Origin of the sequence: Salegentibacter sp. T436, from assembly GCF_001932675.1 — a bacterium.
Taxonomy (GTDB): Bacteria; Bacteroidota; Bacteroidia; order Flavobacteriales; family Flavobacteriaceae; genus Salegentibacter; species Salegentibacter agarivorans.
Genome location: NZ_CP012872.1, coordinates 364,956 through 384,925 on the forward strand (window position 1 = coordinate 364,956; position 19,970 = coordinate 384,925).

Here is a 19,970-nt window from a genome sequence, read left to right on the forward strand (position 1 = left end):
TTGAAGAACTAATTATAACCTGAAAAGCAATAAATTTTGAAGCACCTTTTTCAAGCTTTTCTAAGAAATCCGCTGCTTTATATCGCTTCTGGGATTCTGTTTTTTCTTGCGCTTTTTATCTTTTTCTTTACTGAATTTTTCTATGAATTAATAGAAACCGGTTCCCTTTGGGTTCGGGAGTATTTCGGCAGATTTTATCTATGGCTGGGATTGTTGTGCGTATTCTTCCTCATTTTTATCGCTTTTTCAAGGTTTGGAAAAATAAGATTGGGAAATTCCCCGCCGGAATTTGACCGACTTTCCTGGATTGCCATGTTATATAGTGCCGGAATGGGCGCCGGTATTCTACTAAGAGCAGTGCAGGAACCGGTGTTTATGTTTTTAAATTCGCCTATAGAAACAAGTTCTTCTTCTCAAGTAATCGCTTTAGAATATACATTCTATCAATGGGGTTTTACTGCCTGGGCGTTCTATGGAATTTTCGCATTACTCATCGCCTACGCTCTTTTTGTAAGAAAATCTGATATTCTTTTAGGCAGCAGCTTACCCCAACTTAAAACGATAAAATATTTGTCGCAAGGCGTAAATCTGCTCACTATTCTCACCACTGTTTTTGGCCTGGTAGCGGCAATAGGTTTGGGAACCACTCAAATTGAAGGTGGCATTAGTCATCTTACTTCAACACCCGCCGGAACCTTATGGATAACAATTCTGCTGGTTTTTCTAGTTTGTCTATTAGCTTTTATTTCGGCTTTTGCCGGAATTAAAAAAGGGATAAAACGAATTTCAAACTGGAATATTTATGTAACTGTTATTTTAATGTTTTTCGTGTTTTTCCAGGTAGATATATTAAATGTTTTCAGTCAGTTTTTTGAATCAATTTACAGCTACATTATAGATTTTGTTCCGCTTAGTTTAGCACTGGGAAAATACAATCCCGGAAAAGAATTTTTAACCGACTGGACTTATTATTACTGGGCGTTTTGGGTAGCCTGGGCACCTTTTACCGGAATTTTTATTGCCAGAATTTCAAAAGGTAGAAATATCAGGGAAATGATTTTAGGAGTTTTGCTCATTCCCTCCCTGGGAAGTTTTTTCTGGTTTAGTGTCTTTGGTTCTGCTTCTTTTGATCTTATTGAAAATATGGATTCTTACAGCGGTGAATTTGATAATGTATTTACTTCTTTATTTCGTTTTTTCGAAGCCTTTCCTTTATCTAATTTCACAAATATTGTAACAATAATTTTACTGATTAGTTTTCTGGTAACCTCTGTAGATTCGGCTATCTATGTTCTCAGTATGTTTAGTGATAAAGGAAAGGAACACCCGAGGAAAAAATTCAGGTTTATCTGGGCGGTACTGATCCTTCTTTTTTCAGAAGCAATAATTCTGCTGGGAAATATAAAACCTAATAGCGATGTACTCACCGCCATGCAGAAGTTTTTAATTATAAGTTCCCTTCCTTTTGCTTTTTTTACCGCAGGGATTATGGTCTTGTTTTTAAGGGAGTTGTATAAGAAGTATTAAACCCCTCCGGCCTGTGGCCACCTCCCTTTGAAAAAAAAGGTTAGGAACTTCAAAATCGTCATTCTGAACTTGTTTCAGGATCTAAGTTGTTTATACTCTACATCATGTTAGAAGCTGAAATAAATTCAGCTTGACGAAGATCTTTAATTATTTTTTCTGAAAAATATGTAAAACTAAGCTTTTGGCAAGAAAATCTCGGCCATCATACAACGGGCGCTGCCGCCTCCGCAGGTTTCAATTACATCGAGGTCACTGCTTAGAATTTCGCAATGCTTTTCAATTTTACTTAGTTGATCCTGGTTTAGACTTTTATGAGCTCTGGCGCTCATAACCAAATACTTTTTATCAAAAGCACCCTGCACCTGTAACATATTTCCGGCAAATTCGTGCATTTGGGCTTCAGTAATTGCAATTATTTCTTTACCATCTTCTTTTAAATGTTTAAGCACATTTTTACGCTCTTTGCTATCGTCTATGGTATCCAGACAGATAACTGCAAAATTTTCAGCTAAACACATCATCACATTAGTGTGATAAATGGCTTTTCTTTTTCCGCCTACACTTTGGTTTGCATTAAAAATAACCGGGGTGAATTCAAAATCTTCACAGAATTCTATCAAAAGGTCTTCATCGGCGCGGGGCGATAGAGCACAATAGGCTTTTTGGTTTTGTCTATCTAACAAAAGGCTGCCTGTGCCTTCAAGGAATAAATCGTGCTCTTCAGCCGAAGTGTAATCTACTAATTGGGTAATCTTAAAACCGTTTTCTTCCAATTTCGCAAAATACTCCATTCGGCGCTCTTTTCTCCTGTTTTCAGCAAACATAGGATATAGAGCAATGTGTCCATTTTCGTGAAAAGAAACCCAATTATTTGGAAAAATAGAATCGGGAGTATCATCTTCCTGCTTATCGTCTACCACAATAACATTCACTCCCACTTTTTTAAGTTTTGAAGCAAACTCATCAAATTCAGCCTGGGCTCGTTCATTTACATTATCGGCAGTAAGATCTTTTTGAAAATAATTATTAACCGCGGTTTGCTCGTTCATTCTAAACGCAACCGGGCGCACCATTAAAATTGTATCTGTAATCTGTCTCATAATCTATTCTCTTATTAACGGTAAAGTTGAACAACGCAAAAGTCCTTCCTGCTTAGAAATTTCGGCATAAGGCACTTCTTCTACAGTAATGCCCTGCTCTCTTAACCAGGCATTTAATCTTGTAAAATTCTTTTCTGAAATCACTACATCTTCATCAATAGAAAATATATTAGAATTCATATAATACATTTCATCCCGGGAGATTTCGAAAACATTTTCTTTTCCAAAGAGATTTACCAGCCAGTTATACTCTTCTTCTTCCAGAAAACCGTTTCTATGAATTATAGCCTTGCCTTTTCCCACCGGCTGAAAGCAACAATCTAAATGCAAAGCATTATCACGAGGTTCAGTATTAGATTTTCTTAAGTTGAAAGAAACCACTTTTTTATGCGGAAATAACTCTTGTAAAGCTTCTACCGCCTGCACGTTGGTACGCGCCGTGATATAATCTTTATAATCTGCACCGCGGTAGGTGCCCACCAGGATATAATCTCCCAACGGCATAACATCACCACCTTCTATATGCGCTTCCTCAGGCAACTGAATTATTTTTGAAGGATCTATTTGCTTAATTACGTGACTAATAGCTTCAATTTCCTGTTCGCGATCTGGTAAAATATTTGATTTTATAAATTTATCTTCTATTACAAAAGCAATATCGCGGGTAAAAATCTGGTTATAATCTTTTATAACTTTTGGTCTAAAAACCTGCACTTTGTATTTCTCCAGTATTTTGGCAACGGCTTCCATTTCCTCTACCATATCCTCTTCTTTGGGATAGGAACCCATCCTGATGAATTCGGCTGATTTTGGGTCGTAAGCCTCTTCAAGAGATGGAACGGGACCGTTACTTTCTGCTGTGCCTAAAACCACCGCTTTAAGGCGGGAAGTCTCATTATTGATATTCAATTTCACAAGTAAAATTTTCATCAAATATAGAAAAAGCTTCATACGATGATGAAGCTTTTTCCGAATTTATTAATATATGTAAGATATTCTTATCTTTTCTCAACCTCTTTAAATTCACGCAGGTTTGCACCGGTGTAAATTTGGCGTGGACGGCCAATTGGTTCTTTCATTAACCTCATTTCTCTCCACTGCGCAATCCATCCCGGAAGTCTACCAAGTGCGAACATTACGGTAAACATTTCTACTGGAATTCCCAATGCACGGTAAATAATTCCTGAATAGAAATCTACGTTTGGATATAGTTTTCTATCTACAAAATATTGATCTTCTAAAGCTTCTTTTTCAAGACCTTTGGCGATATCCAAAACAGGATCGTCTACACCCAGTTGGGCAAGAACTTCATCGGCAGATTTCTTGATAATCTTAGCTCGTGGATCAAAGTTTTTATAAACACGGTGACCAAAGCCCATTAGACGGAAAGGATCTTCCTTGTCTTTAGCTTTTGCCATAAATTTCTTAGTATCACCACCATCTTCTTTAATTCTTTCCAGCATTTCTATCACCGCCTGGTTTGCACCACCGTGAAGTGGCCCCCAAAGTGCAGAAATTCCTGCTGAAATTGAAGCAAAAAGACCTGCGTGAGAAGAACCTACCATTCTTACCGTAGAGGTAGAACAGTTTTGTTCATGATCTGCGTGCAGAATTAATAATTTATCTAAAGCATCAATAACCTCTTTTTCTACTTTGTAACTCTTTCCAGGTTTTTCGAACATCATTTTATGGAGGTTCTCCACATACCCAAGCGAGTCGTCACCGTAATTTAGCGGAAGACTATTTTTCTTTCTAAGTGTCCAGGCTGCAAGAACCGGGAATTTACCAAGAATTTTTACTATAGCCTTATACATATCTTCTGCAGAATCTACATTTACTGAAGAAGGGTTAAATGCAATAAGCGCACTGGTTAAAGATGAAAGAACGCCCATTGGGTGAGCCGATTTTGGAAAACCATCAAGGATTTTCTTCATCTCTTCATCTACCGTAGACTCCTCCTTGATATCGGCATAAAACTTATCTAATTGGGTTTTAGTTGGTAATTCCCCAAAAATAAGAAGGTAGGCTACTTCAAGAAAATCGGCTTTTTCTGCCAGGGCTTCTATAGAGTAGCCGCGGTATCTTAAAATACCTTCTTCTCCGTTAAGAAAAGTAATGGCACTCTCACAACTTCCTGTATTTTTATAACCACGATCCAGGGTAATAACACCTGCTTCAGCTCGCAGTTTCTTAATATCTATTCCCAGTTCGTTTTCAGTTCCTTCTACAACGGGAAATTCGTATTTTTTCCCATCTATTTCAATCGTCGCAACTTTTGACATATCTTAATTTTATATACTTGATTCAACTATTTTTTCGAGAGTTGCTAATTTAAGAAATCTACTGTTAATTTTGCGTTAAGCAGCGATAAGATTTTCACTGAAACAAGGGATTTTGAAAGGTTTTTTGCTGAATTATCTCAAAAAAAAATCCCTTTTGAAATTTCTTCAAAAGGGATTTGATTTTTATTAGAATCCTGTAATTAGATTTTAAAAGCTTTACGCTTTGGGAAATAGGCTACTTCGCCAAGTTCCTCCTCAATTCTAATTAACTGGTTGTATTTTGCCATACGGTCACTTCTTGAAGCTGAACCGGTTTTTATCTGCCCGGTATTTAAAGCTACAGCAAGATCGGCAATAGTATTATCTTCTGTCTCTCCAGAACGGTGTGACATTACTGAAGTAAAGCCGGCGTTGTGCGCCATATTTACTGCTGCAATAGTTTCAGTTAAGGTACCAATTTGGTTTACTTTAATAAGGATTGAATTTGCAATTCCTTCTTCAATTCCTCTTGAAAGTCTTTCTACGTTAGTAACAAAAAGATCGTCACCAACCAACTGAACTTTATCTCCAATCTTATCGGTTAAGGCTTTCCAACCATCCCAGTCATTTTCATCCATTCCATCTTCAATAGAAATAATAGGATATTTAGAAGAAAGTTCGGCAAGATACTCAGCTTGTTCCTCGCTAGATCTTATTTTTCCGCCTTCACCTTCAAATTTCTTATAATCGTATTTTCCATTTTCATAGAATTCTGCTGCGGCACAATCCAGAGCGATCATCACTTCGTCGCCACCTTTGTAACCCGCATTTTCTATGGCCTTAAGAATAGTATCTAAAGCATCTTCTGTCCCGTCTAAAGTTGGGGCAAACCCACCTTCATCACCAACAGCAGTACTTAAACCACGATCGTGTAGCACTTTTTTAAGATGGTGGAAGATCTCAGTTCCCATTTTTAGAGCGTGAGAAAAGCTTTCGGCTTTTACAGGCATAATCATAAATTCCTGAAAAGCGATAGGAGCATCACTATGTGAACCACCATTAATAATATTCATCATTGGTACCGGAAGCGTATTGGCACTAACACCGCCAATGTAACGGTACAACGGCAAACCAAGTTCGTTAGCCGCAGCTTTGGCCACAGCAAGCGAAACACCTAAAATTGCATTCGCACCAAGTTTCGCTTTATTTGGCGTTCCGTCTATTTCAATCATCGCCCTATCAATTAGGTTTTGTTCAAAAACAGAATAACCCAATAATTCTTCAGCAATTACATCATTTACATTTTCTACGGCTTTGGTTACCCCTTTGCCCATATAATCATCGCCACCATCACGAAGTTCTACAGCTTCGTGCTCTCCGGTAGAAGCTCCAGAAGGCACTGCTGCTCTTCCTAAAATTCCATTCTCGGTTAAAACATCTACTTCTACGGTTGGATTTCCTCTTGAGTCAAAAATCTGACGGGCGTGAATATTTATTATTACACTCATAATCTTTTTTAATTAGTTAATTGATTTGAATGCAAGATACAAATTGAAGCCTAAAAAATCGAGGGAAACAGGTAGTTTTAAAGCATTTATAACATTATGGAAACACGAAATGGTTTTCTAAAAGAAAGTGTTTAAAAGAATCTCAGGAAATAGTAAGATTTTTTATGAATTTACCGAAAACTGAAATAGAATAACATTTTATAAAATTCAGAAGATTTTTAAATGCCGAAATTATTTGAAAAATAATTTTAGTCATTTCCTGAAGCAAAAGGATTGTAGTAAAAACGAAAACCCAGCCCAATGACAGAAGTTGAAGTTGACTGTATAAACGCATCTTCTGAAGAAAATTAGTTTGAAAGAAGCCATCCAAGCCTAATTCCTATGATTGGTGAAAAATATGAATCACCCAATTCATCAAAACCATATCCAGCTCCTAAATTTAGGTCTAATTTAAAACCGCTGCCATAGTAACGTTGCAAACCCCAAACCGGCCCTATAACTCCAAAATAATCGGCAGTATATTCAATATTCCCAATAATAGGTTTTCCCGATTGGAGGTTACCACTTAGTGCTATATAATTGGCGCTATTATTTTTTACTCTTTTATTCTTTTCAATTCTATTTTTAAAATTATAATAATAACGATACTGAGCAGAAAAGACGGGGAAAATACCAAAAAAATCTCCCGCTGAACCGGTACCAAAAGCAATACCTGAGCCAGCTCTTAAATCAATTGTAGTAGAATTTGTAAGTCCGAATTCGTATTCTAAACCGGGAGTTAAGATGTTTACTGATAAAAGTCCGTCTTCAACCGAAGCCTGATCTTGTGCATTAATGAATAGAAATGAGAAGAGAAAAAAGCTGAGTAGTAATAATTTTTTCATTGATGATTTTTTGATGAATGAGATCGCAATTTAGAATAAATTCACTTTTAAGAAAAGAAAAGCCCAAAATCTTTAAATTTTGGGCTTTTTATTCAAATTTTATAAAAAATATTTAAGCTTTCACTCTCTTTATTCGATCCATAAATTCATCAAAAAGGTAACTGGCATCATGAGGCCCCGGACTTGCTTCCGGGTGGTATTGTACCGAGAAACAGTTTTTATTTTTCATCGCGATTCCACCAACAGTATCGTCGTTTAAGCAAATATGAGTGATTTCCACTTCATTATTTGCTTCAGTTTCTGCTTTATCTACCGAGAAACCGTGGTTTTGAGAAGTGATTTCTCCTTTTCCTGTTTTAAGGTTTTTAACCGGGTGGTTTATCCCGCGGTGACCGTGATGCATTTTATAGGTTTTAATTCCATTTGCAATGGCGATTATCTGGTGCCCCAAACAAATACCAAACAACGGATGATCTTTTTCTATAATCGTTTTTGTAAGATTAATAGCACTATCTAAAGGGGCGGGATCTCCGGGACCGTTAGAAAGAAAATAACCATCTGGATTCCATTCACTCATTTCTTCGTAAGTAGCATTGTATGGAAACACTTTTACATACACATCACGTTGATCAAAATTGCGAAGAATATTCTTTTTTATGCCAACATCAAGCGCAGCGATTTTATAAGTTGCATTTTCATTCCCGAAATAATAAGGTTCTTTAGTTGAAACTTTAGAAGCTAATTCCAAACCATTCATATCAGGAACTTCAGCAAGTTCTTTTTTTAGGCCTTCAATATTATCAACATCAGTAGAAATAATTGCATTCATTGCACCATTTTCCCGAATATAAGTTACAAGGGCTCGTGTATCTACATCGGAAATTGCGAAAAGATTACTATCATCTAAAAATTCCTGAAGTGATTTGTCTGCAGCCGGGCGGGAATGGGTATAACTAAAATTCTTACAGATAAGTCCGGAGATCTTAGCTTTATCAGATTCACTTTCTTCAGCTAGAGTTCCATAATTCCCAATGTGGGCATTGGTGGTAACCATAAGTTGGCCATAATAGGAAGGATCTGTAAAGATCTCCTGGTAACCGGTCATACCGGTGTTAAAACAAACTTCACCTACGGCTTTACCATCTTTGTCTCCAACAGCCTTACCGTGAAAGATAGTACCGTCTTCCAGTAGGATAATCGCTTTTTTTCGGGTTTGATATTTCATTTTGCTTTATTTGTTGTGTTGCTGGGATTTCCGCAGCTACGGAAATTTTTTTAATCTTTAGATTTCCGCCTTCGCGGAAATGACTATTTCACTTTAATATATAAAAAAAGGATAAACCCTGAGAGTTTATCCTTTTTAAAAATTAGAACTTTAAAAGATTCATTTCTATTCCTCTTTTTTGTCTTCTTTATTTTCTGAAGATTTCTCTTCTGTTTTTCCTTCTGCCTTTGGAGCATTTGGAGTAGCTTCAGTAGATTTCTTTCTACCCGCTCTACGTGTAGATTTCTTCTTCTCTGTTTTACCAAGTTTATAAGTTTCGTTGTAATCAACTAACTCAATAAGGGCCATATCGGCATTATCTCCAAGACGGTTACCTAATTTAATTACCCTTGTGTATCCACCCGGGCGGTCACCAACTTTAGGAGCTACCTCACGAAACAATTCGGCTACAGCTTCCTTTTGGCGAAGTTTACTAAATACTAACCTACGGTTATGGGTTGTATCTTCTTTAGACTTAGTTACCAAAGGCTCTACAAAAACTTTTAAAGCTTTTGCTTTAGCTACGGTGGTATTGATTCTCTTGTGCTCTATAAGAGAGCAGGCCATATTGGCTAGCATAGACTTCCTGTGAGCGGTCTTTCTACCTAAATGGTTTGTTTTCTTTCCGTGTCTCATTGTTTTGTTCTTAATTCATTTTCCCAAAGCGCGATCTGTTGCCGGCTTTTATGGAAAACTACTTATATATTAGTCCTTATCTAATTTGTATTTTGAAAGGTCCATACCAAAGTTAAGTCCTTTGTTACTTACCAGTTCTTCAAGCTCTGTCAAAGATTTCTTTCCGAAGTTTCTAAACTTCATCAAGTCGTTTTTGTTGTATGAAACAAGGTCTCCTAGAGTATCAACTTCAGCCGCTTTTAAGCAATTTAAAGCTCTTACTGAAAGATCCATATCTACCAACTTAGTTTTTAACAACTGTCTCATGTGAAGAGATTCTTCATCATAAGTTTCAGTTTGTGCTATCTCATCAGCTTCAAGCGTAATACGCTCGTCAGAGAATAGCATAAAGTGGTGGATAAGTGTTTTTGCAGCTTCAGTAAGTGCATCTTTTGGATGTATAGAGCCATCGCTTACGATTTCAAAAACCAATTTTTCATAATCGGTTTTTTGTTCTACACGATAGTTTTCAATGCTATACTTTACGTTCTTTATTGGTGTATAAATAGAATCTGTAAATATAGTTCCAAGAGGTGCGTTGGCTTTTTTGTTTTCTTCGGCCGGAACATAACCTCTACCTTTCTCTATGGTCATTTCCATATTCAGGTTAACTTTCTTATCTGCAGTACAAATAACCTGATCTGGGTTTAGTACCTGAAAGCCTGAAATGAATTTTTGAAAGTGACCGGCAGTAATTTGTTCTTCTCCAGATACAGAAATGGTAACGGCTTCGTTATCTATTTCATCAATTTGCCTTTTGAACCTAACTTGTTTAAGATTCAGGATAATTTCTGTTACGTCTTCGACAACTCCAGGAATAGCGGAGAATTCGTGATCTACGCCTTCTATACGAATTGAAGTGATTGCATAACCTTCTAACGAAGATAAAAGCACTCTCCTTAAAGCGTTACCAACGGTTAATCCATAGCCGGGCTCCAAAGGGCGAAATTCAAATTTCCCTTCGAAATCGGTTGAATCAATCATTATAACTTTATCGGGCTTCTGAAAATTTAGTATTGCCATATTACGACTTCTGTGAATTATTATTTCGAATATAATTCGACGATGAATTGTTCATTTATGTTTTCCGGAATCTGAATACGTCCGGGTACTGAAACAAAAGTTCCTTGTTTTGTTTCGTTATTCCAGGTAATCCATTCGTAAACACTGCTATTGTTAGCTAGTGAATCCTGAATAGCCTGTAAAGATTTTGATTTTTCACGAACACTTACTACATCACCAGGTTTCAATTGGTAAGAAGGTATATTCACCAACTCGCCATTTACCGTAATGTGCCTGTGAGATACAAATTGTCTTGCTGCGCTTCTAGTTGGGGCAATACCCATTCTATAAACTACGTTATCAAGACGTGATTCACAAAGTTGAAGTAGAACTTCACCAGTAATTCCCTGTGCTCTAGTAGCTTTCTTAAACATATTGCTAAACTGACGCTCAAGGATACCGTAAGTATATTTTGCTTTTTGCTTTTCCATTAACTGGATAGCATATTCAGATTTCTTTCCGCGACGACGGTTGTTACCGTGTTGTCCCGGAGGATAATTTCTTTTTTCAAAAGATTTATCGTCTCCAAAAATAGCTTCACCGAATTTACGGGCTATTTTAGTCTTTGGACCAGTATATCTTGCCATTAATTTAAATTTTAGAAGAAAGGGATTATGAATTAAGGTCTCTGTCCTTCGATAATCTTAACTCCTCTCTTATTATTATACTATTTATTAAACTCTACGTCTCTTAGGAGGACGACATCCATTGTGTGGTAATGGAGTAACATCAATAATTTCTGTTACCTCAATCCCGTTGTTATGAAGCGAACGAATAGCAGATTCTCTACCATTCCCCGGCCCTTTAACGTAAACTTTAACTTTGCGCAAACCAGCTTCGTGAGCTACTTTAGACGCGTCTTCTGCAGCTAACTGGGCAGCATAAGGAGTATTCTTTTTAGAACCTCTAAAACCCATTTTTCCTGCAGATGACCAAGCAATAACGTCTCCCTTTTTATTGGTTAGGGAAACAATAATGTTATTGAAAGAAGCCGTAACGTGTGCTTGCCCTACGGACTCCACGGTTACTTTACGCTTTTTTTGAACTGTCTTCTTTGCCATATTACTTACTATTTAGTTGCTTTCTTCTTGTTAGCAACTGTTTTTCTTCTACCTTTTCTGGTTCTTGAGTTATTTTTGGTTCTTTGACCTCTAAGTGGCAAACCACTTCTGTGGCGAATACCTCTATAGCATCCAATATCCATTAGACGCTTAATACTCATTTGAACTTCTGTACGTAATTCTCCTTCGATTGTAAATTCACCAACAGCTTCACGAATACGACCAATTTCTTCATCGTCCCAATCTGAAACTTTTTTGCTTTCATCTACTTTGGCCTGGCTAAGGATCTTTTGAGCCCTGCTTCTACCAATTCCGAAGATATAGGTCAATGCTATAACTCCTCGCTTTTGTTTAGGTATATCTACCCCTGCAATTCTTGCCATAATTAGCCTTGTCTTTGTTTAAATCTAGGATTCTTTTTGTTAATTACGTAAAGGCGCCCTTTTCTGCGTACAATTTTGCAGTCGGCACTTCTTTTTTTTACTGATGCTCTAACTTTCATCTCTTTAGTTTTTTTCAATTCACTGATTTTGAAATAGGCTCAAAATCAGGATTTCAGCATTCATATTTTTTTCAGGTTGCAAAAGTACTGAAAATTTTATAAATAGCTCAAATTACTTTTAGTATCTGTATGTTATACGAGCCTTACTTAAATCGTAAGGGCTCATTTCCAGTTTTACTTTATCTCCAGGTAACAATTTAATGTAGTGCATACGCATCTTCCCAGAGATATGAGCTGTCACAACGTGACCATTTTCCAATTCTACACGAAACATTGCATTAGATAATGCTTCTATAATTGTTCCGTCTTGTTCTATTGCCGGTTGTTTTGCCATAATTAAGCTACTGCTTTTCTGTTTTTACCTGTTTTCATTAATCCGTCGTAATGTCTATTCAGCAAGTAAGAGTTTACTTGTTGCATAGTATCTATTGCAACTCCAACCATAATTAAAAGCGAGGTTCCTCCAAAAAACAATGCCCATCCTTGTTGCACACCTAAGAGTTGCACCACAATCGCTGGGAACACAGCAATAAGCGCAAGGAAAATAGATCCTGGCAAGGTAATTTGAGACATAATTCTATCTAAAAACTCAGCGGTTTCAGTACCAGGACGAATGCCCGGAATAAATCCTCCACTTCGTTTTAGATCATCAGCCATCTTATTGGTAGGTACAGTAATCGCGGTATAGAAGTAAGTAAACACAATAATTAATAGTGCAAAAACTACATTATACCAAAACCCAAATATATCGCTAAAGGCAGCGGTAACCCCTTGTGCAGCATCAGAATCTGATAATCCTGCTACAGCAGCTGGGATAAACATAATTGCCTGCGCAAATATAATTGGCATTACACCTGAAGCATTAAGCTTAAGTGGAATGTACTGTCTTGATCCAAATACGTTTTTCTCGTAACCTCCAGAGGCGGTTCTTCTGGCATATTGCACCGGGATTTGGCGCACTGCCATCACCAACATTACCGAAGCAAGAATAATAGCAAACCAAATTACCAATTCAATAAGAATCATAATAAGGCCACCGTTAGATTCAAATACCCTGGAAGCGAATTCCTGAATAAATGCTTGTGGTAAGGTAGCAATAATACCTACCATAATTAATAGCGAAATACCATTACCAATACCTTTGTCGGTTATCTTTTCACCCAGCCACATTGCGAAAATGGTACCTGTAGTAAGAATTACTACTGCAGAAGCTACAAACGTAACAGTATCACCTAATAAAAAGGCTTGCTGCGGAAGTGTAGCAAAAAGGTTATAGATATAACCGGGTCCCTGTACTAATGTAATTGCAATAGTTAACCAACGGGTGATCTGATTGATCTTACGTCTACCACTTTCACCTTCTTTTTGCAGTTTTTGCAGGTAAGGTATAGCAATACCCATTAGCTGCACTACAATAGAAGCCGAGATATATGGCATAATTCCCAATGCAAATACAGAAGCATTAGAAAAAGCTCCACCTGTAAATGCGTTTAAGAGGCCTAAAAGACCTCCATCTGTTTGGGATGCCAGGTTAGATAGCTGCGAAGCATCTATCCCGGGAAGCACAACTTGCGCTCCAAAACGATAAACTAATAACAGACCGAGGGTTACTAAAATTCTATTTTTTAGCTCCTCGATCTTCCAAATATTTTTAATAGTATTGATGAATTTCATTTGGCTATCTATTATAAAGTAACAACTTCACCTCCAGCAGCTTCTATAGCTTCTTTAGCTGTGGCTGTAAATTTATGAACAGATATTTTCAACTTTGCCTTTAATTCACCTCTACCTAATATCTTTACTGGTTTGTTTTTACTCACAAGACCGTTTTCGATCAAAGTATCAACATCTACAGTATCTTTAATTTTACCTTCATCAACCAAACGCTGTAAGGTATCAAGGTTAACACCCTGGTATGCTACACGATTTCTGTTAGTGAAACCAAATTTTGGAACACGACGTTGAAGTGGCATCTGCCCTCCTTCAAAACCAATCTTCTTGGAGTAACCAGAACGAGATTTAGCCCCTTTGTGACCACGGGTGGCAGTACCACCTTTACCTGATCCTTCTCCACGGCCAACACGCTTGTTGTTACTCTTAACTGAACCTTTTGCAGGTTTTAAGTTATTTAATTCCATGTGAATTTATTATTTTGTTTCCTCAATGGAAACTAAATGTTTAACTTTATTTACCATACCAAGGATGTTTGGCGTATCGTTGTGCTCTACCGTTTGGCCAATTTTCTTAAGACCAAGAGACTCTAAAACCAGTTTCTGGTTTTTAGATCGGTTAATTGCACTCTTTACTTTTGTAACTTTTATCTTTCCCATCTTTCTCCTTGATTTATCCTTTAAAAACCTTTTCTAATGAAATACCACGTTGTTTAGCAACAGTATCCGCACTTCTTAATTGAAGTAGCGCATCAAAAGTAGCTTTTACCACGTTGTGTGGGTTTGAAGAACCCTGGTTTTTAGAAAGTACGTCGTGTACACCAACAGCTTCCAGTACGGCACGAATTGCACCACCGGCTATAATCCCGGTACCAGTTGCAGCAGGTAGCAAAAGAACTCTTGCTCCACCATACTTACCTTTTTGCTCATGAGGAAGGCTTCCTTTATGTAAAGGAATACGCACTAAATTCTTCTTTGCATCTTCCACAGCTTTAGAGATAGCATCGGCAACTTCTTTAGATTTACCTAAACCTTGCCCTACAACACCATTCTCATCTCCTACTACAACAATAGCAGAAAATCCAAAAGCTCTACCACCTTTGGTTACTTTGGTCACACGTTGTACTCCTACCAAACGGTCTTTTAATTCAAGTCCGCCCGGTTTTACATGTTCTACGTTTTTATAATCTTGATACATAATTTTCTAGAATTTTAGTCCTCCTTCTCGAGCACCTTCTGCTAATGATTTAACTCTTCCGTGATACAGGTAACCACCTCTGTCAAAAGAAATGGTTTCTACACCGGCTTTCAAAGCTTTTTCAGCAAGGGCTTTACCAACCAATTCTGCTTGTTTGGATTTATCACCTTCTACTGATACGCCCTTATCTCTTGAAGAGGCTGCAGCTAGTGTTTTTCCTTCTACGTCATCTATAATTTGAGCATAAATTTCTTTATTACTTCTAAATACAGATAATCTTGGACGGCTAGCGGTACCCGTAATTGACTTACGAACACGCTTTCTTATCTTATTTCGTCTATCTTGTTTTGAAACTGCCATATCTAAACTTTATTAAGCTGATTTACCTGCTTTTCTACGTAATTGTTCTCCAACATACTTAATACCTTTACCTTTATAAGGCTCTGGTGCTCTAAAGGAGCGTATTTTAGCAGCTACCTGGCCCACAAGTTGTTTATCGTAAGAAGTTAATTTCACGATTGGGTTTTTCCCTTTCTCAGAAATTGCTTCTACTTTAACTTCCGGTGCCAAATCTATTACAATATTATGGGAAAACCCAACGGCTAAATCTAATTTTTGTCCCTGGTTAGAAGCTCTATATCCAACTCCAACCAATTCTAAAGATTTTGTATATCCGTTAGTTACTCCTTCAATCATATTGTTTATCAAAGCACGATAAAGACCGTGTTTTGCTTTCTGATCACTTTTCTCTGAAGAACGTTCAAAAGTAATTACGCCATCTTCAATTTTCACATCAATGTCGCTAACTTCCTGCTTAAGTTCTCCTAATTTTCCTTTTACCGTTACAACGCCATCTTTAAGGTCTACATTTACACCTTCTGGAATTGTAATTGGGCTTTTACCTATTCTTGACATTTCTTTAGTCTTTTAAGTATTAGTAAACGTAACACAATACTTCACCACCAACTTTCTCGGCTTTAGCCTGCTTCCCGGTCATTACACCGTGAGAAGTAGAAACTATAGCGATACCAAGACCGTTTAAGATACGTGGCAATTCGTTAGCGCCGGCATACTTACGTAAACCAGGTTTACTTATTCTCTGGATATCTTTAATTACAGGTTCTTTTGTGATCTTGTCGTACTTAAGGGCAATTTTAATTGTTCCCTGGGCACTAGCATCATCAAACTTGTAACTAAGAATATATCCCTGATCGAATAATATTTTTGTAATCTCCTTTTTAAGGTTAGAAGCTGGTATTTCTACCACCCTGTGGTTTGCAGCCACAGCGTTCCTAACTCTTGTCAAATAATCTGCAATAGGATCTGTATTCATCTATCTTAATTTGCGGATGTGGTTTTCGTCCCGTCACTCGGGAGAACCTGCAACCAATTTATAATTTTACCAACTAGCTTTTCTAACCCCAGGAATTAATCCCTTATTAGCCATTTCTCTAAACATTACACGAGAAAGACCAAACTGTCTCATATAACCTTTTGGCCTACCAGTTAGCTTACAACGGTTATGCAAACGTACAGGAGAAGAATTTTTTGGTAATTTTTGTAGTGCTTCCCAATCGCCAGCTTCTTTTAAAGCCTCGCGTTTTTCAGCATACTTTTTTACCATTTTTTGTCTCTTCACCTCACGGGCTTTCATTGATTCTTTAGCCATAATTAATTCTTTTTAAAAGGTAATCCTAGTTCGGTTAACAACGATTTTGCTTCCTTATCGGTCTTGGCAGTGGTCACGAAGGTAATATCCATACCATTAATTCGGTTTACTTTATCAATATCAATCTCCGGAAAGATGATTTGCTCAGTAATTCCTAAATTATAGTTTCCTCTACCATCAAAACCATTAGCCTTAATCCCGTTAAAGTCACGAACACGTGGAAGTGCTGATGTGATTAAACGATCTAAGAATTCGTACATTCTGTATCCTCGCAAAGTAACTTTTGCCCCAATAGGCATACCTTTACGAAGTTTGAATGAAGCAACATCCTTTTTAGAAATGGTTTGCACCGCTTTTTGACCGGTAATTGTAGAAAGTTCATCTACAGCATGGTCAATTAGCTTTTTATCTGCTACAGCTGCACCAACGCCACGGCTCAAAACTATTTTTTCAAGTTTTGGGATCTCCATTACGTTAGCATAGCTAAATTCTTCTTTTAATGCAGGCTTTACTCGCTCTGCATATTCTGCTCTAAGTCTTGGTACGTATGCCATAACTAAATTACTTCATTAGATTTTTTGGAAAATCTTACTTTCTTTCCATCCTCTTCTTTATATCCAACTCTGGTAGTGTTACCATCTTTGTCTAACAAAGAAAGGTTAGAAATATGAATAGGAGCTTCTTTCTTTACAATACCACCTTGTGGGTTAGATGCACTTGGTTTCTCATGTTTTGAGATAGTGTTAACACCTTCCACGATGGCTTTATTCTTTTCTATGAGAACTTTTTGAACTTTACCTTCCTGACCTTTGTGGTCTCCAGCAATAACTCTTACAGTATCTCCAGTTTTTATTTTAAGCTTTCTCATCTTGTTAATGTATTAAAGCACCTCTGGTGCCAATGATACAATTTTCATGAATTGCTTATCACGAAGTTCTCTCGCAACCGGTCCAAATACACGAGTTCCGCGCATTTCTCCGGTTGGATTTAATAATACACAGGCATTATCATCAAAACGGATATAAGACCCGTCTGCTCTGCGTACTTCTTTCTTGGTACGAACAACAACTGCTGTTGAAACTGCACCTTTTTTGATATTTCCGTTAGGTGTAGCTTCTTTAACGCTGACAACTATTTTGTCCCCAACAGAAGCGTATCTTTTCTTTGTACCGCCCAATACACGTATGGTCAAAACTTCTTTTGCCCCGGTATTGTCTGCTACTCTTAGTCTAGACTCTTGTTGTACCATTACTTCGCTCTTTCAATTATTTCTACTAATCTCCAACATTTAGATTTACTTAAAGGTCTTGTTTCCATGATCCTTACAGTATCCCCTTCGTTGCAGTCGTTTGTTTCGTCGTGCGCTACGTATTTTTTCGTTTTTAAAACGAATTTTCCATACATAGGGTGTTTTACTTTCTTAACTTCAGAAACCACTATAGATTTCTGCATTTTATTACTTGTAACAACGCCTATACGCTCTTTTCTTAAATTTCTTTTTTCCATCTTTCAGCAGAATAACACTTATTGTTGTTCTCTTTTAGTTAACTCTGTAGCAAGTCTCGCTATAGTTCTTCGTACAGCTCTAAGCTGTATTGGGTTCTCTAATGGCGAAACTGCGTGAGCCATTTTCAAATCTGAATATGCTTTTCTAGATTTCCCAAGCTCTTCTTGTAATTCTGCCACAGACAGTTCTTTTACTTCTGATTGTTTCATAACTTTATAATATTAAGCTTGATAATCTCTAGCTACAATAAATTTGGTTCTTACCGGAAGTTTCTGTGCCGCAAGCCTTAAAGCTTCTTTAGCAACATCCATTGGTACTCCACCAATTTCAAACATAATTCTTCCTGGTTTTACAACAGCAGCCCAATATTCTACAGCACCTTTACCTTTACCCATACGTACCTCTAGAGGTTTCTTAGTGATAGGCTTGTCTGGAAATATTTTAATCCAGATAGAACCTTCCCTTTTCATATATCGGGTAGCAGCAATACGTGCAGCTTCTATTTGACGGGCAGTAATGAAACTAGAATCCATAGATTTAATTCCAAAGGTACCATTAGAGAGTCTATGCCCTCTTCCGGCGTTGCCTTTCATACGGCCCTTCTGCTGTTTACGGTATTTTGTTCTTTTAGGTTGTAACATTTTTCTTTACTTTAAAAAATTACTTTCTACGACGTGATTTGTTACCACCTCGCCCGGCTCCAGGTTTTCCTCCTTGTTTCTTGGACATTCCAACAAGTGGAGAAAGATCTCTTTTACCATAAACTTCGCCTTTCATGATCCATACCTTAACACCCAACCTACCATAAGTAGTGTGAGCTTCAACTAAAGCATAGTCAATATCGGCCCTAAAAGTAGACAGAGGAATTCTACCATCTTTGTATGCTTCTGAACGTGCCATTTCAGCACCATTTAAACGTCCGGAAATCTGAATTTTGATTCCTTCAGCATTCATTCTCATAGCAGCCGCGATAGCCATTTTAATTGCACGACGGTAAGAAATACGATTTTCAATTTGTCTTGCAACACTAGATGCTACTAAATGCGCATCAAGTTCTGGCCTCTTAATCTCAAAGATGTTAATTTGAACTTCCTTGTCGGTAATTTTCTTAAGTTCTTCTTTAAGCTTGTCTACCTCCTGGCCGCCTTTACCAATAATAATACCCGGTCTGGCAGTGGTGATAGTAACGGTTACAAGCTTAAGCGTACGCTCAATAATTACCCTGGATACACTCGCTTTAGAAAGACGAGCATGGATGTACTTTCTAATCTTATCGTCTTCGGCTAATTTGTCGCCGTAGTCATTTCCTCCATACCAGTTGGATTCCCATCCTCTTACGATACCGAGGCGATTCCCGATTGGATTTGTTTTTTGTCCCATACTCTACTTAGCTTTGTGTATTATTGTTTTCTCCAAGCACCAAAGTAACGTGGTTGGATCTCTTTCTAATTCTATGTGCGCGACCCTGTGGTGCAGGACGCAGCCTCTTAAGCATCGCTCCTCCATCTACACGGATTTCTTTTACAAACAATTCAGCATCTTCAATACTTGCATCTTCGTTTTTAGATTGCCAGTTGGCTATTGCAGAAAGCAATAATTTCTCTAAACGTCCAGAAGCTTCTTTTGAACTGAATTTTAATATTTGAAGCGCTTTTTCTACTTTCTCTCCTCTTACTAAATCCGCAACTAAGCGCATTTTTCTAGGCGAAGTAGGGCAGTTATTCAACTTTGCAAAAGCTACCTGTTTTTTGGCTTCTTTTATTTGCTCTGCTCTTTCTCTTTTACGAACTCCCATAGCTTCAATTATCTTTTACCTTTATTTTTTGCACCAGAATGTCCTCTAAAAGAACGTGTTGGTGAAAATTCTCCTAATTTATGCCCTACCATGTTCTCTGTCACATATACAGGTACAAATTGTTTCCCGTTATGAACAGCGATAGTTTGCCCTACGAAATCTGGAGTAATCATTGAAGCTCTAGACCAGGTTTTGATCACGGCTTTTTTTCCAGATTCAACATTTTGAGCAACCTTCTTATCTAATTTATAGTGAACGTAAGGTCCTTTTTTTAATGAACGTGCCAT

At 37.5% G+C, this 19,970-nt stretch carries 31 protein-coding genes; 1 reads left to right on the forward strand and 30 read right to left on the reverse strand.

The window, feature by feature from the left end; all coding sequences use genetic code 11:
• Nucleotides 1-36: 36 nt before the first annotated feature.
• Nucleotides 37-1,527 carry a BCCT family transporter gene (locus tag AO058_RS01615; protein ID WP_083634116.1) on the forward strand — a complete coding sequence of 497 codons (1,491 nt, stop codon included), beginning with the start codon at nt 37-39 and terminating at the stop codon, nt 1,525-1,527.
• 173 nt (nt 1,528-1,700) lie between these two features.
• Here the strand turns inward: AO058_RS01615 and ctlX are convergent, their stop codons facing one another.
• From ctlX to rpsS, 30 genes are all read right to left on the reverse strand, one after another.
• The gene (gene ctlX, locus AO058_RS01620) at nt 1,701-2,627 is read right to left on the reverse strand and encodes a citrulline utilization hydrolase CtlX (protein WP_075324929.1); all 927 of its coding nucleotides are present in this window, start codon (nt 2,625-2,627) and stop codon (nt 1,701-1,703) included.
• A gap of 3 nt (nt 2,628-2,630) precedes the next feature.
• The gene (locus AO058_RS01625; protein WP_232228879.1) at nt 2,631-3,557 is read right to left on the reverse strand and encodes a dimethylarginine dimethylaminohydrolase family protein; all 927 of its coding nucleotides are present in this window, start codon (nt 3,555-3,557) and stop codon (nt 2,631-2,633) included.
• Nucleotides 3,558-3,625: 68 nt separating this feature from the next.
• Complete coding sequence (locus tag AO058_RS01630) at nt 3,626-4,909, reverse strand: citrate synthase (RefSeq protein WP_075324931.1); 1,284 nt, start codon at nt 4,907-4,909, stop codon at nt 3,626-3,628.
• A gap of 200 nt (nt 4,910-5,109) precedes the next feature.
• Nucleotides 5,110-6,396 carry a phosphopyruvate hydratase gene (eno, locus tag AO058_RS01635; RefSeq protein ID WP_075324932.1) on the reverse strand — a complete coding sequence of 429 codons (1,287 nt, stop codon included), beginning with the start codon at nt 6,394-6,396 and terminating at the stop codon, nt 5,110-5,112.
• 347 nt (nt 6,397-6,743) lie between these two features.
• A complete protein-coding gene (locus AO058_RS01640) occupies nt 6,744-7,280 on the reverse strand; it encodes a hypothetical protein (protein ID WP_075324933.1) in 537 nt (178 codons plus the stop codon).
• Nucleotides 7,281-7,392: 112 nt separating this feature from the next.
• Nucleotides 7,393-8,505 carry a glutamine-hydrolyzing carbamoyl-phosphate synthase small subunit gene (gene carA / locus AO058_RS01645; RefSeq protein WP_075324934.1) on the reverse strand — a complete coding sequence of 371 codons (1,113 nt, stop codon included), beginning with the start codon at nt 8,503-8,505 and terminating at the stop codon, nt 7,393-7,395.
• Between the two features lie 165 nt (nt 8,506-8,670).
• Nucleotides 8,671-9,180 carry a 50S ribosomal protein L17 gene (gene rplQ, locus AO058_RS01650; protein ID WP_075324935.1) on the reverse strand — a complete coding sequence of 170 codons (510 nt, stop codon included), beginning with the start codon at nt 9,178-9,180 and terminating at the stop codon, nt 8,671-8,673.
• 69 nt (nt 9,181-9,249) lie between these two features.
• A complete protein-coding gene (locus AO058_RS01655) occupies nt 9,250-10,242 on the reverse strand; it encodes a DNA-directed RNA polymerase subunit alpha (RefSeq protein ID WP_075324936.1) in 993 nt (330 codons plus the stop codon).
• Between the two features lie 20 nt (nt 10,243-10,262).
• Nucleotides 10,263-10,868 (reverse strand): 30S ribosomal protein S4, encoded by a 606-nt coding sequence (rpsD, locus tag AO058_RS01660; RefSeq protein ID WP_075324937.1) that lies wholly within the window; start codon nt 10,866-10,868, stop codon nt 10,263-10,265.
• Nucleotides 10,869-10,955: 87 nt separating this feature from the next.
• A complete protein-coding gene (gene rpsK / locus AO058_RS01665) occupies nt 10,956-11,342 on the reverse strand; it encodes a 30S ribosomal protein S11 (RefSeq protein ID WP_037319270.1) in 387 nt (128 codons plus the stop codon).
• Nucleotides 11,343-11,350: 8 nt separating this feature from the next.
• The gene (gene rpsM / locus AO058_RS01670; protein ID WP_075324938.1) at nt 11,351-11,725 is read right to left on the reverse strand and encodes a 30S ribosomal protein S13; all 375 of its coding nucleotides are present in this window, start codon (nt 11,723-11,725) and stop codon (nt 11,351-11,353) included.
• Between the two features lie 2 nt (nt 11,726-11,727).
• Nucleotides 11,728-11,844, reverse strand: a complete 117-nt coding sequence (gene ykgO / locus AO058_RS01675; protein WP_013305171.1) for a type B 50S ribosomal protein L36 — start codon at nt 11,842-11,844, stop codon at nt 11,728-11,730.
• Nucleotides 11,845-11,962: 118 nt separating this feature from the next.
• On the reverse strand, nt 11,963-12,178 hold the full coding sequence (gene infA / locus AO058_RS01680) for a translation initiation factor IF-1 (RefSeq protein WP_013073244.1): 216 nt from the start codon (nt 12,176-12,178) through the stop codon (nt 11,963-11,965).
• A gap of 2 nt (nt 12,179-12,180) precedes the next feature.
• A complete protein-coding gene (gene secY, locus AO058_RS01685) occupies nt 12,181-13,518 on the reverse strand; it encodes a preprotein translocase subunit SecY (RefSeq protein WP_075324939.1) in 1,338 nt (445 codons plus the stop codon).
• An 11-nt stretch (nt 13,519-13,529) separates the two neighbouring features.
• The gene (rplO, locus tag AO058_RS01690; RefSeq protein WP_075324940.1) at nt 13,530-13,982 is read right to left on the reverse strand and encodes a 50S ribosomal protein L15; all 453 of its coding nucleotides are present in this window, start codon (nt 13,980-13,982) and stop codon (nt 13,530-13,532) included.
• A 9-nt stretch (nt 13,983-13,991) separates the two neighbouring features.
• Nucleotides 13,992-14,174 carry a 50S ribosomal protein L30 gene (gene rpmD, locus AO058_RS01695; protein WP_075324941.1) on the reverse strand — a complete coding sequence of 61 codons (183 nt, stop codon included), beginning with the start codon at nt 14,172-14,174 and terminating at the stop codon, nt 13,992-13,994.
• 13 nt (nt 14,175-14,187) lie between these two features.
• Nucleotides 14,188-14,712: a 30S ribosomal protein S5 gene (rpsE, locus tag AO058_RS01700; RefSeq protein ID WP_075324942.1), complete on the reverse strand. Its 525-nt coding sequence runs from the start codon at nt 14,710-14,712 to the stop codon at nt 14,188-14,190.
• Nucleotides 14,713-14,718: 6 nt separating this feature from the next.
• The gene (gene rplR / locus AO058_RS01705; protein WP_075324943.1) at nt 14,719-15,072 is read right to left on the reverse strand and encodes a 50S ribosomal protein L18; all 354 of its coding nucleotides are present in this window, start codon (nt 15,070-15,072) and stop codon (nt 14,719-14,721) included.
• A gap of 12 nt (nt 15,073-15,084) precedes the next feature.
• A complete protein-coding gene (gene rplF, locus AO058_RS01710; protein ID WP_075324944.1) occupies nt 15,085-15,627 on the reverse strand; it encodes a 50S ribosomal protein L6 in 543 nt (180 codons plus the stop codon).
• Between the two features lie 19 nt (nt 15,628-15,646).
• Nucleotides 15,647-16,045 (reverse strand): 30S ribosomal protein S8, encoded by a 399-nt coding sequence (gene rpsH / locus AO058_RS01715; RefSeq protein WP_075324945.1) that lies wholly within the window; start codon nt 16,043-16,045, stop codon nt 15,647-15,649.
• Between the two features lie 66 nt (nt 16,046-16,111).
• Nucleotides 16,112-16,381 carry a 30S ribosomal protein S14 gene (gene rpsN, locus AO058_RS01720; RefSeq protein WP_057482226.1) on the reverse strand — a complete coding sequence of 90 codons (270 nt, stop codon included), beginning with the start codon at nt 16,379-16,381 and terminating at the stop codon, nt 16,112-16,114.
• Nucleotides 16,382-16,383: 2 nt separating this feature from the next.
• A complete protein-coding gene (gene rplE / locus AO058_RS01725; protein ID WP_075324946.1) occupies nt 16,384-16,935 on the reverse strand; it encodes a 50S ribosomal protein L5 in 552 nt (183 codons plus the stop codon).
• Between the two features lie 2 nt (nt 16,936-16,937).
• The gene (rplX, locus tag AO058_RS01730; RefSeq protein WP_075324947.1) at nt 16,938-17,249 is read right to left on the reverse strand and encodes a 50S ribosomal protein L24; all 312 of its coding nucleotides are present in this window, start codon (nt 17,247-17,249) and stop codon (nt 16,938-16,940) included.
• Between the two features lie 12 nt (nt 17,250-17,261).
• The gene (gene rplN / locus AO058_RS01735; protein WP_075324948.1) at nt 17,262-17,630 is read right to left on the reverse strand and encodes a 50S ribosomal protein L14; all 369 of its coding nucleotides are present in this window, start codon (nt 17,628-17,630) and stop codon (nt 17,262-17,264) included.
• Nucleotides 17,630-17,887 carry a 30S ribosomal protein S17 gene (gene rpsQ, locus AO058_RS01740; protein WP_037319236.1) on the reverse strand — a complete coding sequence of 86 codons (258 nt, stop codon included), beginning with the start codon at nt 17,885-17,887 and terminating at the stop codon, nt 17,630-17,632. The genes rplN and rpsQ overlap by 1 nt, the downstream gene beginning before the upstream one ends.
• 18 nt (nt 17,888-17,905) lie before the next feature.
• Entirely contained in the window at nt 17,906-18,097 is a 192-nt protein-coding gene (rpmC, locus tag AO058_RS01745) for a 50S ribosomal protein L29 (protein ID WP_037319233.1), read from the reverse strand.
• 12 nt (nt 18,098-18,109) lie between these two features.
• Nucleotides 18,110-18,529 (reverse strand): 50S ribosomal protein L16, encoded by a 420-nt coding sequence (rplP, locus tag AO058_RS01750; RefSeq protein WP_057482229.1) that lies wholly within the window; start codon nt 18,527-18,529, stop codon nt 18,110-18,112.
• Nucleotides 18,530-18,548: 19 nt separating this feature from the next.
• Nucleotides 18,549-19,268, reverse strand: a complete 720-nt coding sequence (rpsC, locus tag AO058_RS01755; protein WP_075324949.1) for a 30S ribosomal protein S3 — start codon at nt 19,266-19,268, stop codon at nt 18,549-18,551.
• A 7-nt stretch (nt 19,269-19,275) separates the two neighbouring features.
• Nucleotides 19,276-19,683 carry a 50S ribosomal protein L22 gene (gene rplV, locus AO058_RS01760; protein ID WP_075324950.1) on the reverse strand — a complete coding sequence of 136 codons (408 nt, stop codon included), beginning with the start codon at nt 19,681-19,683 and terminating at the stop codon, nt 19,276-19,278.
• An 8-nt stretch (nt 19,684-19,691) separates the two neighbouring features.
• Complete coding sequence (gene rpsS, locus AO058_RS01765; protein WP_057482232.1) at nt 19,692-19,970, reverse strand: 30S ribosomal protein S19; 279 nt, start codon at nt 19,968-19,970, stop codon at nt 19,692-19,694.

Bases quoted from the DNA above. Each gene is read 5' to 3' on its own strand.
- ctlX (WP_075324929.1), bottom strand. From the start codon at position 2,627: ATGAGACAGATTACAGATACAATTTTAATGGTGCGCCCGGTTGCGTTT.
- carA (WP_075324934.1), bottom strand. From the start codon at position 8,505: ATGAAATATCAAACCCGAAAAAAAGCGATTATCCTACTGGAAGACGGT.
- AO058_RS01625 (WP_232228879.1), bottom strand. From the start codon at position 3,557: ATGAAAATTTTACTTGTGAAATTGAATATCAATAATGAGACTTCCCGC.
- rpsQ (WP_037319236.1), bottom strand. From the start codon at position 17,887: ATGGAAAAAAGAAATTTAAGAAAAGAGCGTATAGGCGTTGTTACAAGT.
- rplE (WP_075324946.1), bottom strand. From the start codon at position 16,935: ATGGCATACGTACCAAGACTTAGAGCAGAATATGCAGAGCGAGTAAAG.
- rpmC (WP_037319233.1), bottom strand. From the start codon at position 18,097: ATGAAACAATCAGAAGTAAAAGAACTGTCTGTGGCAGAATTACAAGAA.
- rpmD (WP_075324941.1), bottom strand. From the start codon at position 14,174: ATGGGAAAGATAAAAGTTACAAAAGTAAAGAGTGCAATTAACCGATCT.
- infA (WP_013073244.1), bottom strand. From the start codon at position 12,178: ATGGCAAAACAACCGGCAATAGAACAAGACGGAACAATTATAGAAGCA.
- rpsM (WP_075324938.1), bottom strand. From the start codon at position 11,725: ATGGCAAGAATTGCAGGGGTAGATATACCTAAACAAAAGCGAGGAGTT.
- rplV (WP_075324950.1), bottom strand. From the start codon at position 19,683: ATGGGAGTTCGTAAAAGAGAAAGAGCAGAGCAAATAAAAGAAGCCAAA.
- rpsD (WP_075324937.1), bottom strand. From the start codon at position 10,868: ATGGCAAGATATACTGGTCCAAAGACTAAAATAGCCCGTAAATTCGGT.
- ykgO (WP_013305171.1), bottom strand. From the start codon at position 11,844: ATGAAAGTTAGAGCATCAGTAAAAAAAAGAAGTGCCGACTGCAAAATT.
- rplR (WP_075324943.1), bottom strand. From the start codon at position 15,072: ATGGCAGTTTCAAAACAAGATAGACGAAATAAGATAAGAAAGCGTGTT.
- AO058_RS01640 (WP_075324933.1), bottom strand. From the start codon at position 7,280: ATGAAAAAATTATTACTACTCAGCTTTTTTCTCTTCTCATTTCTATTC.
- rpsN (WP_057482226.1), bottom strand. From the start codon at position 16,381: ATGGCTAAAGAATCAATGAAAGCCCGTGAGGTGAAGAGACAAAAAATG.
- rpsS (WP_057482232.1), bottom strand. From the start codon at position 19,970: ATGGCACGTTCATTAAAAAAAGGACCTTACGTTCACTATAAATTAGAT.
- rpsH (WP_075324945.1), bottom strand. From the start codon at position 16,045: ATGAATACAGATCCTATTGCAGATTATTTGACAAGAGTTAGGAACGCT.
- rpsC (WP_075324949.1), bottom strand. From the start codon at position 19,268: ATGGGACAAAAAACAAATCCAATCGGGAATCGCCTCGGTATCGTAAGA.
- rplO (WP_075324940.1), bottom strand. From the start codon at position 13,982: ATGGAATTAAATAACTTAAAACCTGCAAAAGGTTCAGTTAAGAGTAAC.
- rpsE (WP_075324942.1), bottom strand. From the start codon at position 14,712: ATGTATCAAGATTATAAAAACGTAGAACATGTAAAACCGGGCGGACTT.
- rplQ (WP_075324935.1), bottom strand. From the start codon at position 9,180: ATGAGACACGGAAAGAAAACAAACCATTTAGGTAGAAAGACCGCTCAC.
- rplF (WP_075324944.1), bottom strand. From the start codon at position 15,627: ATGTCAAGAATAGGTAAAAGCCCAATTACAATTCCAGAAGGTGTAAAT.
- AO058_RS01655 (WP_075324936.1), bottom strand. From the start codon at position 10,242: ATGGCAATACTAAATTTTCAGAAGCCCGATAAAGTTATAATGATTGAT.
- AO058_RS01630 (WP_075324931.1), bottom strand. From the start codon at position 4,909: ATGTCAAAAGTTGCGACGATTGAAATAGATGGGAAAAAATACGAATTT.
- eno (WP_075324932.1), bottom strand. From the start codon at position 6,396: ATGAGTGTAATAATAAATATTCACGCCCGTCAGATTTTTGACTCAAGA.
- rplP (WP_057482229.1), bottom strand. From the start codon at position 18,529: ATGTTACAACCTAAAAGAACAAAATACCGTAAACAGCAGAAGGGCCGT.
- secY (WP_075324939.1), bottom strand. From the start codon at position 13,518: ATGAAATTCATCAATACTATTAAAAATATTTGGAAGATCGAGGAGCTA.
- rpsK (WP_037319270.1), bottom strand. From the start codon at position 11,342: ATGGCAAAGAAGACAGTTCAAAAAAAGCGTAAAGTAACCGTGGAGTCC.
- rplX (WP_075324947.1), bottom strand. From the start codon at position 17,249: ATGAGAAAGCTTAAAATAAAAACTGGAGATACTGTAAGAGTTATTGCT.
- rplN (WP_075324948.1), bottom strand. From the start codon at position 17,630: ATGGTACAACAAGAGTCTAGACTAAGAGTAGCAGACAATACCGGGGCA.